Here is a 15,215-nt window from a genome sequence, read left to right as displayed (position 1 = left end):
TGTTATGGGTATGAAGTGCTTGAAGTTGACGGGCAGGGTCTAAATATATTACATTACGAATCATATTTGTAGTATATTTTCCCAATTGCCCGAAAGCGCGACCACGCGGGTGGAGCCGATACCATGGGGTTTGAAGCGTACCTTACGCTTGGCATAGTCGTCGTAATCTTTATCGGGCTTGCAAAAGAGGTTGCGCCCGATTCGCTGTTACTTGGCGGCGTCATTGTGCTGGCCCTGGCGAACGTCATTACGCCCAAAGAGGCGCTGTCCGGCTTCTCGAACGAAGGCATGATCACGGTCGCGGCGCTGTTCATCGTGGCTGCGGCGTTGAAGGAAACCGGCGCTCTCGAACATATCGGGCGAATCCTGTTGGGCCGGGCGACGAACGAAAAGGGCGTCATCGCGCGGATGGGCGTCATCGTCACGGGAATCTCCGCGTTCATGAACAACACGCCCGTGGTCGCGATGATGTTGCCGGTGTTGGTCAGTTGGTGCCGCAAGCATCGCGTTTCCCCTTCCCGCGTACTCATTCCGCTCTCGTATCTCACGATCCTCGGCGGCGTCTGCACCTTGATCGGCACGAGCACCAACATCGTGGTGAATGGCTTGTTGGAAGACGCCAACAAGACACGGCCCGATTTGGCGCCGATGGGGCTGTTCGAGATTGCGTGGGTGGGCGTGCCGTGCGCCATCGTGGGAACGCTGTTCCTCGTATTCATTGGGCGCAGGTTGTTGCCTGAACGCAAGGACTTGCTGGACCAGTTGGGCGAGTCGATGCGCGAGTACATGGTGGACATGCGCGTCGAGCGGGGCTGCCGGCTGTCGGGCCAGCGCGTCGAGGAAGCCGGACTTCGCCACCTGCCGGGTCTGTTTCTTGTCGAACTCGTGCGTGGCGAACAGGTCATCTCGCCCGTCGCACCCGATCAGATTATCGAAGCGGGCGACGTGCTGGCGTTTACCGGCAGTGTTTCGACGATTGTGGATTTGGAGCGTATCCCTGGTCTTGTGCCGGTGGCGGACGAAGGATACGTCCGTGAGGCCGCTGAACGCCGCGGGCGCATGTTGAGCGAGGCCGTGGTATCGAACAAGTCGCCGCTGATCGGCAAGAGCATCCGTGACGCGAATTTCCGCGCGACGTACAATGCGGCGGTCGTGGCGGTGCATCGTGGCGGCGAACGCTTGAAAGGGCGCGTCGGCGATATCGTGCTGCGTAACGGCGACACCCTGCTGCTGCAAACCGGGCCCCACTTTTCGCGCGCGCACCGGGACAATCCGGATTTCTTTCTGGTGAGCGACGTCGAGGACTCGCGGCCGACGCGCCACGAGCGTTCAACGCTGTCGCTCGTGTTTCTCGGCGTGCTGATTGTGCTCCTTATGACGGAGAAATGGGGCACGGCCATCGCGGCGCTGACTGTTGCCGCATTGATGATCTCGACACGCTGCATCTCGACGACGGACGCGCGATTGAGTATCGACTGGCAAACGTTGATAACGATTGGCGCGTCGTTCGCTATCGGCACGGCGATGGAAAAATCTGGGCTGGTGTCGGCCATCAGCGGCTTGCTTATACCGGACCCCAAATCGTTGTCGCCGTTCGTTGTGCTTGTCATTCTATACATCATGACGAATGTCGCTACCGAGCTCATCAGCAACAATGCGGCGGCAGTGTTAATGTTTCCGTTCGCGGTGCAGTTCGCCGATCACCTCGGCGTGGAACCGAGGCCGTTTGTAATGGCGGTCGTTATCGCGGCGTCCGCTGCGTTTGCTCTGCCGCTGGGGTATCAAACGCACTTGATGGTATATGGCCCGGGCGGATACAAGTTGACCGACTTCTTGCGTGCCGGCCTGTTCATGGACGTGCTCATTGGGATCGTCGCGTTGACCGTAATTCCGATGGTGTGGAAATTCTGATCCGCGCCGTGGGCGAGAATGACGAAAACGACCGAAGGGACTTAAACGTCGTTTTCCGCGGATGTGGTGATGCCAAAGGTGTGGTGGAAGCATTCGACGAAGTCGCCGGCGACTTGCGCGAAGGTAGGAGCCGATCCAAGCAGCAGGTTAATGGATGTGATTGGCTTGTCCGGGATACCGCAGGGAACGATGAGACCGAAGTGGGCCATGTTCGGGTCGACATTTAACGCGATGCCGTGGAACGTGACCCAATTGTGCAAGCCGATTCCGATGGCGGCAACCTTTGCGCCGCCCACCCATACTCCCGTGTAGCCGTCCATGCGCTCGCCCTGTATGCCGTACCGCGCAAGCACGGAAATGATGACGTCCTCGAGGCTGCGCAGATACCACTTGATCGACGGCTTCCACTGATTGAGATCGAGGATCGGATACGCGACGAGTTGACCGGGCCCGTGGTAGGTCGCGTCGCCGCCGCGGTCCGCTTCGCAAATGTCGACGCCAAAATGCCTGTACCGATCCCGCCCGTGCAGGAGGCTGGACTGCCGGAAGTTGCGGCCCAGCGTAATGACGGGATCGTGCTCGACGATAAACAGCGCGTTTCCCGCCTCCCCGCGCTCGATCGCGCCGCGGCGCTCGAGCTGCATTGCATACACGTCGGCGTATGGCATGCGACGCGAAAAGCCAATGACGTCTATCGTACGCGGGGAAGTACTCGATGCAGTATTCACGAGAGAAACCGGTCGCGCACATCGGGCGTGGGGACAACGCATGTGTCCTGTTTACCCCACCATTTGTACCGGTTGCGCGCGACGATGTCGTATCCAACATTGCGGATGGACCGTGGAACAAAGCGGAGAAGCACGCCTAACCTGGCGGCGCCATTGAGATGCGACGCCATGCGGATGGTCGCGTCGGTCTTGGTATACGCCTTGCCGTTCACGATCAGCACTACGGAATCAAGCATATCCGGCGCGAAGCCGTGTTCAACGAGCAGCTTCTTGCCTGCATCGGATTGGAGGTGGGCGAAACGGAAGTGTTTCGAGGGGTCGTGCCGGATGATGTAGTTGCAGATTGAATTGCAGTAATTGCAGACGCCGTCGAAAAGTATAACCGGATGGTCCATGCCATTGCTTACTCGTGTCTCGGCAGTCCATTCGCTCCCGAAAACCAGAGTGTGTCCTCACCGAGTAAACCCTCGACTTCGTCGCATAATTCCTGGCTCGGCGCGACCTTGCACGCGGAGGTGGCGTGCACCGTTACATCTTCGTGTTCCGGCGTCACACAATGGAGATACACGTCGCACTTGCCCGGCCGCTCGCCGAGGATTTCCGCGAGGCGCTCGATAAGCGTTTCGTCGAGGCCGATCGTGGTGAGTCGAATATGGACGGCGCGAGTCAGCCGGTCCGGCGCTTCGTCGATGGGGATGACGTCGGACGCGATGAGACCCGGCTCGTCGTTGCGGAAGCTAATTCGCGCGGCGATCATCACCGCCATATCGGAAACAAGCAAGCCCGCCTTTTGTTCGTACAGGTCCGGAAATACGGTGACCTCGCAAGGTCCTTCGAGCGTTTCGAGGGTGACGAACGCCATTTTCTTGTTGCCGCGCTGTGTAATGTGCTGCTTCACGTTGGCGATCAACCCGCCGACGGTGACTTCCGTGCCGTCGCGCAGGTCCTTCAATGCCGCGATGCTGTGCGACGAGTACCGTTCGAGGATGCGCGAATACTTCGCGAGCGGATGGCTGCTGACGTAGAGGCCGAGCATCTCCTTCTCGAACTGCAGGAGCTCGTTCTCCGGCCACTCGGGGATGTTTGGTTTCGTGTGAATCGGGGCGGACTCGGCCTCGCCGGACACGAGATCGAGCAGGGAGGTTTGTCCCGCGTCGCGGTCGCGCTGGCTGAGTTGGCCTTCGTTAAGCGCTGCGTCGAGCACTTGCTCGACCTGGCGCCGGTTCCAGCCCGTGCTCGCGAACGCGCCGGCCTTGTTCAGGCTTTCGATGACGCGCCGATTGATCAGGCGGCTGTCGATGCGCTTGCAGAAATCGAAGATGTCCTTGTACGGACCGTTCGCGTCGCGCTCGGCGGCGATCGCCTCGACGGGCCCGGCGCCGACATTCTTCACCGCGCCCATACCGAACCGGATGCTGTTGCCTTCGACGGTGAAGCCGGTGTAGCTGGAATTGATGTCCGGCGGCAGCACGTCGATGTTGAGCCGCCGGCACTCTTCTACATACACGCCAACTTTATCGAGGTTGCCGGATTCGCTGGTGAGCAGGGCAGCCATGAACTCGGCGGGATAGTTCGCCTTTAGATACGCCGTCTGATACGCGACGTACGCGTACGCCATGCTGTGCGACTTATTGAACCCGTAGCCCGCAAACTGTTCAATCTTGTTGAAGAGATTCATCGCGACGTTTTTGTCGATCCCGTTTGCGACGGCGCCATCGACAAACTTGTCGCGCTGCTCGGCCATAAGATCGGCCTTCTTCTTCCCCATCGCGCGGCGCAGAATATCCGCCTGGCCCAACGTGAACCCGGCGACCGCCTGCACGATCTGCATGACCTGTTCCTGATAGAGCGCAACGCCGTACGTCTCGCGCAGGATAGGCTCGAGCAGCGGGTGGTCGTAGTGGATTTTCTTCTTATTGTGCTTGTTCTCGATGTATTGGTCCTTGAGTTGCATCGGACCTGGACGATACAGCGCGACCAACGCGCAGATTTCCTCCAAACTCTCCAAACCAATGCGTTTGGCCAGATCGCGCATGCCCGAACTTTCGAGCTGGAAGATGCCCATCGTCTTGCCGGAACGAAGCACCGCATAGGCGTTTGAATCGTTCGGTTCAAGGTTGTCGATATCGATTTGCGCGCCGCGGTTTTCCTTGATGAACCGCACCGCATCATGAACTACGGTCAACGTCCGCAGGCCGAGAAAGTCCATTTTCAGCAGCCCGACCTCTTCGACCCCTTTCATCTCGAACTGCGTGGCGACTACGTCGCTGCCTGCCGCCTGGAACAACGGAACGTGCTCGACGAGCGGCTGGTCGCAAATCACGACACCGGCGGCGTGCGTGCCGCAGTTGCCGATCGTGCCCTCGAGGCGCGTGGCGAGTTGCCACAGTTGCTTTACTTTCTCGTCGTCCTTGATAAGGCGCTGAAGTTCCGGCTCCTGCTTGGCCGCTTCGGCCAAGGTGATCTTGAGTGCGGGATCGTCCGAGATGAGCTTGGCGATCTTGTCGACTTCGCCGTATGGCATTCCCAGCACGCGCCCAACGTTTCGCACGGCCTGCCGCGCCTTCATTCGGCCGAACGTAATGATCTGGCTGACATTTTCCTGTCCGTACTTCGCGCGCGCATATTCGATCACTTCGCCGCGGCGGTTGTAGCAGAAGTCGAGATCGAAATCGGGCATGGAGATACGTTCGGGATTCAGGAACCGCTCGAACAGCAGTGCGTAGCGCATCGGGTCGATATTCGTGATCTTCAGCGCGTACGCGACCAGACTTCCCGCGCCCGATCCGCGCCCCGGGCCGACGGGGATATCGTTCTTTCGCGCGAACGCAATGAGGTCCCACACGACGAGGAAATAATCCGTGAAGCCCATCTGGACGATGACGTCCAACTCGAAGTTTGCGCGCTTCACATGTTCATCCGTAGGACTGTTGTGGTAGCGGCCGTTTAGCCCCTCGATCACGAGATGGCGCAGGTAGGCTTCCTTCGTGAACCCGTCCGGCGGCTCATAGCTGGGGATGAGGTGGTTGCCGAGCTTCAGTTCCACGTTGCAGCGCGCGGCGACCTTCTCGGTGTTCGCGATTGCTTCGGGACAATCCTTGAACTTTTCGGCCATTTCCTCGCCGCTGCGAATGTAGAACTCCGGCGTTGGGAATTTGAACCGATCTTCCTGGTCGAGCGTCGCCGCCGTCTGAATGGCGAGCAGCGCCTCGTGTGACGTAGCGTCGTCTTTGTCGGTGTAGTGGCAGTCGTTGGTTGCGATGACCATAAGGCCGTGGTGTTCGGCCAATTCCGCGAGCATGGGGTTAATCTTGATTTGCTCCGGAATGCCGTGGTCCATGATCTCGATCAGAAAGTTATCGCGGCCATAGACCTCTACGTACTTTTTGATCGCTTCGTTTGCGGAGTCGCGGTCGTCGTTCATCAAGAACTGCGGGATTTCTCCCGCGAGGCACGCGCTCGTGGCGATGAGGCCCTCGCTGTATTTCTTGAGGAGGTCGAAATCGACGCGCGGCTTGTAGTGAAAGCCTTCCGTGTATCCGAGCGAACTGAGCTTGCAGAGGTTGTGGTATCCAATGTCGTTCTCGCAGAGCAAGAGGAAGTGGTTGCTCGATGCACCCGCCGAGCGCCCCGTCTTGTCGAAGCGGCTTCCTTTCGCGACGTAGAGTTCCGAACCGATGATCGGCTTGATGCCGGCCTTTCGCGCCGCTTGATAGAATTCGAGCACGCCAAACAGGGCGCCGTGGTCCGTCAACGCGCAGGCCCGCATGCCGTACTTCTGGCAGCGATCGATAATCTCGTAAATCTTGCTCTGGCCGTCGAGCACGCTGTATTCGGAGTGGACGTGCAGATGCACGAACCCCGCGTGGTGATGACCGTGAGTTGTCTGTTCGGTTGTGCTCAACGCAACTGCTCCAACAATAACGTTAACGCCGCGTCGGCGGTCTTTTCTTTCACGTCCTCGCGCGACCCCTCGAACTGATTGCGCGTAACAATCGTACGCGCCGGCGTGGCCACGGCGATGTACACCAGCCCGACGGGCTTCTCCGGCGTCCCGCCCGTAGGCCCGGCAATACCCGTAACGCCTATGGCATAGTCCGATCCAAACACGCGCCTTGCGCCTTCCGCCATCGCGCGCGCCACGGGTTCGCTCACTGCGCCGTGCGCCATCAGCATATCATGCGGCACGCCGAGCAGGCGTTCTTTCGCGTGATTGCTGTAACTCACCACGCCGCCGAGGAAGTACGCGGACGATCCGGAAATGTCTGTAATGCGATGCGCGACGAGCCCCCCGCTGCACGATTCCGCGGTGGACAACGATTCCTTTGCGCCGGCAAGTCTGTCAGCGATCAATTGGCTCAGCGATGGCATTGACATGGCATCACGCGAATGAAGTCCCCTAGTAACGCGGAGAGGTACCGTACCACGCAGCGTGCCGGTGAGCAAAAGGTTCGACGAGATTCAGTCTGACATTGAATGGAGTTTGATGCACCGTTCGCAGGGGAACGACGCAGTGCGAGGCACTCGCGATTCATGGCGTGGCGGATAATGTTCGCACACAACTGCGAATACTACGCCGCAACAATTCTCTTGACAGATCCACCGCGTGACCCTACGATCCGCGCCGGGCCGGAACACCGGGGGCGATCGAATGACGCGTACCTATCATAACGAACGGCAAATACACGCAACCATTATTGTCGCCACGGTCGCCATCGCGCTGTGCGGAATAGCCTCGGCCGAAACGCTTCAAGACTTCGACAAAGGCGGCGGGATTTGCGAGAAAGGGGCGGACTGTGTTCCGTGGCAATACGAAAACGACCCCGCGCCGCAGCGCTTTGACGGCGGGCCCACCGGGACCGGAAAGTTTCTTCGGCTTGCCTACGGGGACCCGGTTGGGGGCGCGCCGAGTTTCAACACCATCTCATTCGATCAAACGGACCCGGCCTCGGACCTGATTACCGTCGATTTCGATTTCAGAATTACGCCGCGGATCGGGCGCGGCGACGGTTTCGGGTTCTCGTTGCTCAACGTCAATCTCGATGGAATCGGGCAATCGGGCGCCGTGGGCGGCACGGGCGAAGAGCCCAACTTCCAAGATTCGCTGGGCGTCGGCTTCGACATTCACGAGAATGCCGATCTCGATGACATCGGCAACGACATACTAAAAGCGAATTTCAGCAACAGCATTTCAATTCACTTCAATGGCGTGCGCATGCAGACCGATGTTACCGGCGCAATCGATCTCGCCTGCGGGCAATGGATTCACGCGCGCATCGTGCTACGTCCGGGCGGCGGGTTCTCGGATGTAAGCGTCTACCTCACGCCGCCGGATGGGCCATCCATCCAGGTCGTCGACAGTCTCTACATCGACGGGTTCGAACCGTACGCCGGCCGCGCCCACTTCGGCGCGCGATCGGGTGGAGACACCGCGGATTTCGACCTGGACAATATCAACGTACAATACGAGCCGCTTGATTCGTCCCACTTTTCCTTCTCGAAGCCGCTGTTCACCGGAATAGAATCGAATGGCGCGGCGACAGTCGAACTGGTGCGCACGGGCGATACGTCCGCCGCCGCGACGGTCGACTTGAATACAAAGAGCACAGGCTCCGCGGACAATGGGTCCGACTTTGAGTCTACGAATGTCACGGTTGCCTTTGCGGCAAACGAACTCAGCAAGTCCGTCGACATCCCGTTGATCGACGACGACACATCCGACGGCGATCTCGGCTTCCAAGTGCGTTTGCGGCGTCCCAGCGGCAATGCATTCGTGGCGGGACCCGCGGTCGCGGGAGTCACAATCATCGACGACGAGGTTGCGCGCACGAAGGGGCACTGGGGCGAATTGGCGCACTGGCCGATTGTAGGCGTTCACACGCACGTGCTTCCGACCGGTGACGTTGCGATATGGGACAGACTGGGCGCAGCCGCGATTTGGGACCCGACCACAAACGAAGCGCAACTCAGCAACACGCCCGGATACAACCTGTTCTGCAGCGGCCACGCGTACCTGCCGGACGGTTTGCTGCTGGCGACCGGCGGGCACGGCGATCCGCTCGGCTCGCCGCACGCCGATGGCATGGGACTTCTGGATACAAGCCTCTACGCCGCGTCGATCGACACGTGGTACTCACTACCGGACATGAACGACGGACGGTGGTATCCGACAAACACACCCATGCCGAACGGCGACATGCTGGTCGTTTCCGGAAGCGTGATGGATACGTCGACGCGGAACACGTTGCCACAGGTGTGGCAATACGCCACGTCGACGTGGCGCGATCTCACCGGCGCCGATGCCATCGAACCGCTCGGCGTGGACCTTTATCCGCGGATGTTCGTGGCGCCCGATGGCCGCGTGTTCAAAGCGGGCATGGACCAGGAATGCTGGTACCTCGATACGGCCGGCGTGGGCGCATGGACGCAGGGTCCGGACAACACGACCGGCGCGCACATTTACGGAACGGCGATCATGTATCGCCCGGGACGAATCCTCATCGCGGGTGGAAGCGATCTGCAGACCGGCGGCGAGGAGACGATCGTTCCCACAAGTACCGCCGAAGTCATTAACCTGAACGCGGCGAACCCGTCGTGGCGGGAAGTCCAATCGATGCAGTATCCGCGCCGTCATTTGAATTCGGTTATGCTGCCCGATGGCAGCGTGATTGTCATAGGCGGCACGAGCGACCCCGGGTTCAGCAACTCCGGCGCGCCGGTGTTGCCCGCCGAACGGTGGGACCCGAAAACCGAAACGTGGACCGAGCTGGACGCAATGCGCGTGCAACGCGAATACCACAGCACCGCGTTCCTGCTTCCTGATGGCCGCGTCATTGCTGCCGGCGGTGGACAAGGCGCAAACGTCCCCTCGTTCCAGAATCTTGCGGAAGTGTTCTATCCGCCGTACTTTTTTAAGGGTGAACGGCCAATAATCGGTGCCGCACCAGAGTCCATTGTCTACGGTTCGACTTTTTTTATCGCAACATCGAAACCGTCGAAGATTGCCCACGTGTCGATTACGCGGCTCCCTTCGGTTACGCATGCGTTTGACATGAACCAACGATTTGCCTTACTCGATGTCGAGAAAACAATCGGCGGCGTCAACGTGACCGCACCCGCCGACGCGCTCGCCGCTCAACCGGGGCACTACATGCTGTTTCTCGTGAACAAGAAAGGCGTGCCGTCGGAGGGGCAAATCGTGCGGCTTGGTAATTAACCCGTGCGACGCGCGCAGCGATACTATTTGGCGGCAGTCAACCGAATCCTGGCCGTCTGCGTTCTTGGCGCGCTTGCGCTGGCGAGCGGCTGCAATCAAAAGGTGAAGACCGCCACGGCGACTGACGCAGGCGGTCTCCCTCGGTTTCACCGCGCCGCACGCATCGGGGACATCGCCGCCGTGCAGACGATGCTGAAGGAAGGCGTCTCCCCCGATCTGCGCGACGCGGACGGCGTGACCGCGCTGCACCGCGCGGTGCGCGACGGCAAGCTGGATGTCGCGCAGGTCCTGCTCGACGCCAACGCGAACACCAATCTTGCTACTGCGACCGGGTGGACGCCGCTCCATCTGGCCGTGAAGTACGACCGGCGCGATGCAGTCGAACTTCTCATGCGCTACAACGCGGACGCGAACATGAAAACGCCGGACGGGTACCTTCCGTTGACCGCGGCGATTCGATCCGGCAACAACGAGATCACGCAGTTGCTGATTGCGGAGTGGCCAGTTTGGAAGCACGTGCCGATCGTGCAGGACGGCAAGGTGGTCGCGTACGAAACGCAGACGACGGGTACGCGCGTAGCGGACGTAAATATCATCGACGGCGAAGGCGTGACGCCGCTGTGGCTGGCCGTAGCCGCGAACGACTACGGATTAATTACGGACCTGCTGTTCAAAGGCGCGGACGTAAACGCGAAAGTAAAGAACGGCCGCACGGTGCTTCACCTCGCCGCCGAGCAAGGCACGGAGTATTGCGTGACGACGCTCCTCGAGCGCAACGCCTTCGCCGGAGCCCGTGACGATAAGAACGAATCGCCTTTCACGGTCGCGCAGCGCCGCGGCGATCAAAAGATTATGCAGCTTCTTTGGGAACGCGGCGGACGGCCATAGCGCCGGCGAGGAAGCCGGGCGCTACGTTCCCCCCTCCGACGGCATTACAGCTCCAACGCGCCGAGCAGTTCCGCCCATGCCCTGCTGCATGGATACAGGCCGGGAAACTTCACGAACTCGACGTGCCCGTCCATGTACAACACGTTTCCGCCGCTGGGAACGTGGTTGAACTCCTGCACGTCCGTGCTGACCTTGTCGAACATCACCGGTAATTGGCTCTGCGCGATGCTCGTCTTTGACGGATTGTTGATGTCCTCGACAAAGAACCGCTCGATTCCATCCCGAAGGCGCATCACATTGCGCTCCACGCCGGTGTCGTCCACAAACGCCCAATCCGCGTCAAGCGCCTGCGCGGGCTGATTGACGAAGATGTCCTGAAGCTTGTTAAGGAACAGGGGCGACAAATCCTGCGTTGCGGTTTCCACGAGCCAGGGCGACTTGATTGCCCACGGCATGTATATGTATGAAAGCGAATCGAACAAGCACGGGTTGAACGAACCGTTCTGGTAGGTCCCCCCCGTTCCGTCCGGCCGCCGCCAGCGCGGGCCCTCGAACTCCGTCATGCCGTTCGCATCCGATGGACACACGAGCAGTCGCGCGTCCGTCATGTACTCCGGATACATCGGAAGCCCGGCGAACATGAGTACGCCGGTGTTCTTTTGATCGCAATTGGGCCCCATGAACAATTGCACGGAAGGAAATCGCTCACCCTTTGCTTCGTTCGCGTACATCTTGAAGCAGAGCCCGAGTTGGCGCAGGTTGTTCGCGCACGAAATGCGCCGGGCGGATTCGCGGGCACGCGCCAGCGCGGGCAGCAGCATGCCCGCGAGGATCATGATGATCGAGATGACCACCAGAAGCTCGATGAGCGTAAAACCGCGCTTCCTCATGCTGCCGCTTCTCCCGGCCAGGGTAATCGTCACACACGCAATATTACAATCATACCCGTACCGCGAAACCAATCCAATAACGAAGGCGCATGATTGTGAAATCGAGAAGCCTCGACGGACTGTCGCAGTGCCCTTTTTCGCCGCCCTTTCCAAGGCCGGGAAGAAATGTTGGGAGTGCACTCCTTCCAAGTTCGCCCTTCGGCGGTTGGGCGTCAAGGAGAAGTACACTCCCACATCGAACGGCTTTACGGATGAGGCGCTCCGGCACGGTCGCCCGTCAATCGCTCTGCGATCGACGTTTTGCCCTTGCGTTCACGTCCGGTGTCCGCAGCTTGCCTCAAACCTCCAGCCACTCGATATCCCTGGGTGCTATCGCTCCGGGACCCAAACGTCTCGATACTCATACGTCGGAGGTATCCAACGCGTCCTGGTCTCGAAGTGACCAGGGACCTTCTTCAAGTTCAAGAAGCCGTACCGTTCCTTCGGTACCCAGACCTGATAGCTTTCGGAGTAACCTTCCCGGACCATTACGCGTTGACGCTCATAGTGACCGGGAGTTTTCACCTCGACCTGAATCTTCGGCTCAGATTCGATGATTCGGACCTCCGGCTCGATGATCCGTACCTCGGTCTCCGGCTCGATTTGAATGTCTTGGACCAGCTTGACTTCTCCGCGCAGCGTGTCCGCCGCCGCGGTCCCGCTGAAAATCGCGGGGGCCGCAGCCACCGCCGCGCTCGCCATGCCGGCCGTTACCAGTCGTTTCAGATCGAATCGCCTACTCATGATGCTCTCCTTTCGGTACCTGCGTCACGAACGCTGCAGATACGCTTCCGGGCGAAACGCCGCGTCAGTCCGCGGGTACCCACACCTTGCGGTACTCGTACTCCGGCGGCACCCAATGCTGCCGCGTTTCGTAGTGGCCGTGGAACGTCGCATTCAATTCAGGATCGAACCGTTCCGAAACCCATACCCGGATATCTTTGTAGTAGCCATCACGCACCATCACCTTTTGGTACTCGTAATGGCCGGGGACTTCGACCCGGAGTTGTATCCGAGGCGCCCGTTCAATGATCCGCACTTCAGGCTCACGCTTGATGATCACCTCGGCATCCGCCCGGGCCATTTGCACGGTTGCCGCAGCAGGCAGTGTGTTCATGCCCAATTGCGAATCGCTCACCGTGCCGGGCCGCGTCGTATCGCCCAATACCGGGAACGCAAACAGCGCACTCACAAGCATTGCGGCGTAGACCAGCCCTTTCCGTGATAGTCGATGCACCATGCTTTGCACTCCTCTGTTTCTCCCGCATCTTCAGTCAGAGTCCAGGGTCGCCTCCTTCGCCTATGTAAAAGCACAACCCCTTCGTCCGGCCGATTATTCGCGAGAACAGGAAAAAATTTTGGAGCACGATTTTGCGCTTGGCCCACACCAACTTGCGGCAAAACGCGAATTCATGAAATCGCCGCAATACCGCAAACAGTGGAAATTTGGCTCGCCATGTCTGCTCAACGGCGGTTGAATGCAGAGTCAGAATTCAAGATCCAACGCTGGATATAATACATATATACATACATATTTAACATATCTCGCTTGAGACGGGAAGCAACTTGTCCACCACGTTCTTGATTCCGCGGTACCCTTGTGGTAAAGTTTCATTGGTTTGACACCTCGTGGGGCGATCATGCCCATTTGACGGCGAGTGCCCCGTGCGATGGCGGACGCGGGTGGGTGTCTGCTATGCGGTAACTCTTTACATTACAATCAGTTGCAGGATACCATTGGGCAAATACTCCCAAGAGATCAAGGCGCGCGTCCTCGCGGCGACCGATATTGTGGAACTCATCGGGTCCTCGCTGGAGCTCAAGCCTTCCGGAGCAGGCCGTTTCAAGGCCCTTTGCCCATTCCACCACGAGAAGACGCCTTCCTTCAACGTGAGCCGGGATAGGCAGCGGTTTCACTGTTTCGGGTGCCAGAAAGGCGGGGACGCAATCCACTGGGTGATGGAGCACGACAGCCTCCCCTTCCCCGAAGCGCTACGCAAGCTGGCCGATCGGGCAGGGATCGAGCTTCCCGCCCCGTCGGAACGCGACAACAAGGAAGACTACCTGCGCCGCCAGTTGATCGAACTGGGCAGTTTCGCGGCGGGGTTTTATGCGGACCTGCTCAAGGACCCGATGAAGGGCGGCAAAGGCCGGAACTATTTGAAGACGCGCCACCTCAAAGACGAGACCGTGAAGCGGTTCTGCCTCGGGTTCGCGCCGGAAGGCTGGTCGCACCTGCTCGACGCCGCGCGCGCGAAGGGTTTTCGCGACACCGTGCTCGACGCCTCCGGCCTCGTGAAGCGCGGCGAACGCGGCTCGTTCTACGACACATTCCGGGACCGGTTGATGGTCCCTATCCGTGACGTTTCGGGAAACGTCGTCGCCTTCGGCGGGCGCGACCTCGGCGGCGAGTCTCAGGCAAAGTACATCAACAGCTCCGAAACCGCGATCTATAAGAAGAGCCGCGTACTCTACGGTCTCTACGAAGCGCGCGAAGCGTTGCGCCAGGAAAAGCGCGCGATTCTGGTCGAAGGCTACTTCGACCTGATGCGCTGCTTCGACTCGGGCATCTCGAACGTCATCGCAAGTTGCGGCACGGCGCTGACAACGGATCAGGCCAACCTCATTCGGCGCTACGTGCCGGAAGTAGTCGTCGTGTTCGACGGCGACGCGGCGGGAATTAAAGCCGCGCTGCGCGGTATCGCCATTTTGACCGCGGCGGGTATCACCGTGCGGGCACTGACGCTGCCGGACGGCAAAGACCCGGACGATTATATCCGCGCCGAAGGCGTGGACGCGTTCCGCGATCGCGTCGATGCCGCGCAGGACATCGTGACGTTTTACGTGCGTATGAACGAACCGCGCCTCGGGACCATCGAAGGCAGGACGGACGTCGCCAAGGAAGTGTTCACGATCGTCCAGAGTCTCGACGACGCGATGCGCACCGACGAGTACCTGAAGCGCCTCGCGCGCGAACTCCAACTCGACGAGTGGAGCGTCCGCCGCGAGTACCAGTCGCAGCTTCAGCGCCGAGACGCGAACGGTTCGATCGAAAAGGTGTCGGAAAAGCCGCGCGCGAAGTTCACGTTGGACGACACCAATTTCATCTCCGCGCTGTTGACGGGCGACCAGTTGCGCGATCGAGTTCGGAAAGAACTGACCGGCATCGCGCTGAAACCCGGCCCGTTTGCCGAGGTATTGATCGCGGTGCTCGCCGAAGAGAACGGCGACGCGCTCGGGCGTATCGATAACGAGGACGCCGGCCAGCTCTACGCGGCGGCGGCTAACCGGCATGTCGATTCCGAGACAGGACTGGAAATAGTGGAAAAACGTCTAACGAGTATCCGCCGGGAAGCGCTGTTGGACGAGGATGCGAATGTGCTCGAACAAATGCGCGAGGCCAAGCGCCGGGGCGACATCGCCGCCGAGGCCCAGTTGGCCACGCGGCGGGTGGGCATACGCAAGGAAATAGATAGGCTGGGCGCGGCATAAGGGGCGCCGCTCCGGCTGTTTACAATGCGATAGGCAGCAGTACCGACCGAA

10 protein-coding genes and 1 pseudogene are annotated in these 15,215 nt (G+C 59.8%); 4 read left to right on the top strand and 7 right to left on the bottom strand.

The genetic code is table 11. The features are described from left to right. The first annotated feature begins 123 nt into the window (after window positions 1-123). On the top strand, window positions 124-1,911 hold the full coding sequence (locus HUU46_22235) for an SLC13 family permease (protein NUM56365.1): 1,788 nt from the start codon (window positions 124-126) through the stop codon (window positions 1,909-1,911). A gap of 41 nt (window positions 1,912-1,952) precedes the next feature. Here the strand turns inward: HUU46_22235 and lipB are convergent, their stop codons facing one another. From lipB to HUU46_22215, 4 genes are read right to left on the bottom strand one after another with little or no spacing between them, the layout of a single operon-like run. Next, window positions 1,953-2,639: a lipoyl(octanoyl) transferase LipB gene (lipB, locus tag HUU46_22230; protein NUM56364.1), complete on the bottom strand. Its 687-nt coding sequence runs from the start codon at window positions 2,637-2,639 to the stop codon at window positions 1,953-1,955. Then, entirely contained in the window at window positions 2,636-3,034 is a 399-nt protein-coding gene (locus HUU46_22225) for a DUF393 domain-containing protein (protein ID NUM56363.1), read from the bottom strand. Before HUU46_22225 ends, lipB begins: the two co-directional genes overlap by 4 nt. A gap of 8 nt (window positions 3,035-3,042) precedes the next feature. Beyond that, window positions 3,043-6,543: a DNA polymerase III subunit alpha gene (locus HUU46_22220; protein ID NUM56362.1), complete on the bottom strand. Its 3,501-nt coding sequence runs from the start codon at window positions 6,541-6,543 to the stop codon at window positions 3,043-3,045. Beyond that, window positions 6,540-7,016, bottom strand: a complete 477-nt coding sequence (locus HUU46_22215; GenBank protein NUM56361.1) for a CinA family protein — start codon at window positions 7,014-7,016, stop codon at window positions 6,540-6,542. The genes HUU46_22220 and HUU46_22215 overlap by 4 nt, the downstream gene beginning before the upstream one ends. 274 nt (window positions 7,017-7,290) lie before the next feature. On the opposite strand from HUU46_22215, the gene HUU46_22210 reads away from it, so the two are divergent. Beyond that, window positions 7,291-9,855, top strand: a complete 2,565-nt coding sequence (locus tag HUU46_22210; protein NUM56360.1) for a DUF1929 domain-containing protein — start codon at window positions 7,291-7,293, stop codon at window positions 9,853-9,855. Between the two features lie 3 nt (window positions 9,856-9,858). Further along, the gene (locus HUU46_22205; protein NUM56359.1) at window positions 9,859-10,743 is read left to right on the top strand and encodes an ankyrin repeat domain-containing protein; all 885 of its coding nucleotides are present in this window, start codon (window positions 9,859-9,861) and stop codon (window positions 10,741-10,743) included. Between the two features lie 572 nt (window positions 10,744-11,315). On the opposite strand, the pseudogene HUU46_22200 reads toward HUU46_22205, so the two are convergent. From HUU46_22200 to HUU46_22190, 3 genes and pseudogenes are all read right to left on the bottom strand, one after another. Next, window positions 11,316-11,633 (bottom strand): annotated as a pseudogene (locus tag HUU46_22200) (type II secretion system protein). 369 nt (window positions 11,634-12,002) lie between these two features. After that, window positions 12,003-12,416, bottom strand: coding sequence for a hypothetical protein (locus HUU46_22195; GenBank protein ID NUM56358.1), 414 nt, complete (start codon window positions 12,414-12,416; stop codon window positions 12,003-12,005). A 64-nt stretch (window positions 12,417-12,480) separates the two neighbouring features. After that, a complete protein-coding gene (locus HUU46_22190) occupies window positions 12,481-12,912 on the bottom strand; it encodes a hypothetical protein (protein ID NUM56357.1) in 432 nt (143 codons plus the stop codon). A 497-nt stretch (window positions 12,913-13,409) separates the two neighbouring features. Here HUU46_22190 and HUU46_22185 point away from each other — a divergent pair, with 497 nt between their 5' ends. Beyond that, window positions 13,410-15,164 carry a DNA primase gene (locus HUU46_22185; protein NUM56356.1) on the top strand — a complete coding sequence of 585 codons (1,755 nt, stop codon included), beginning with the start codon at window positions 13,410-13,412 and terminating at the stop codon, window positions 15,162-15,164. Window positions 15,165-15,215: the final 51 nt, after the last annotated feature.

The organism is Candidatus Hydrogenedentota bacterium (assembly GCA_013359265.1).
Lineage (GTDB): Bacteria > Hydrogenedentota > Hydrogenedentia > Hydrogenedentales > SLHB01 > JABWCD01.
Note: the sequence above shows the minus strand (reverse complement) of the source record. Positions and strands in the feature narration are given on the sequence as shown.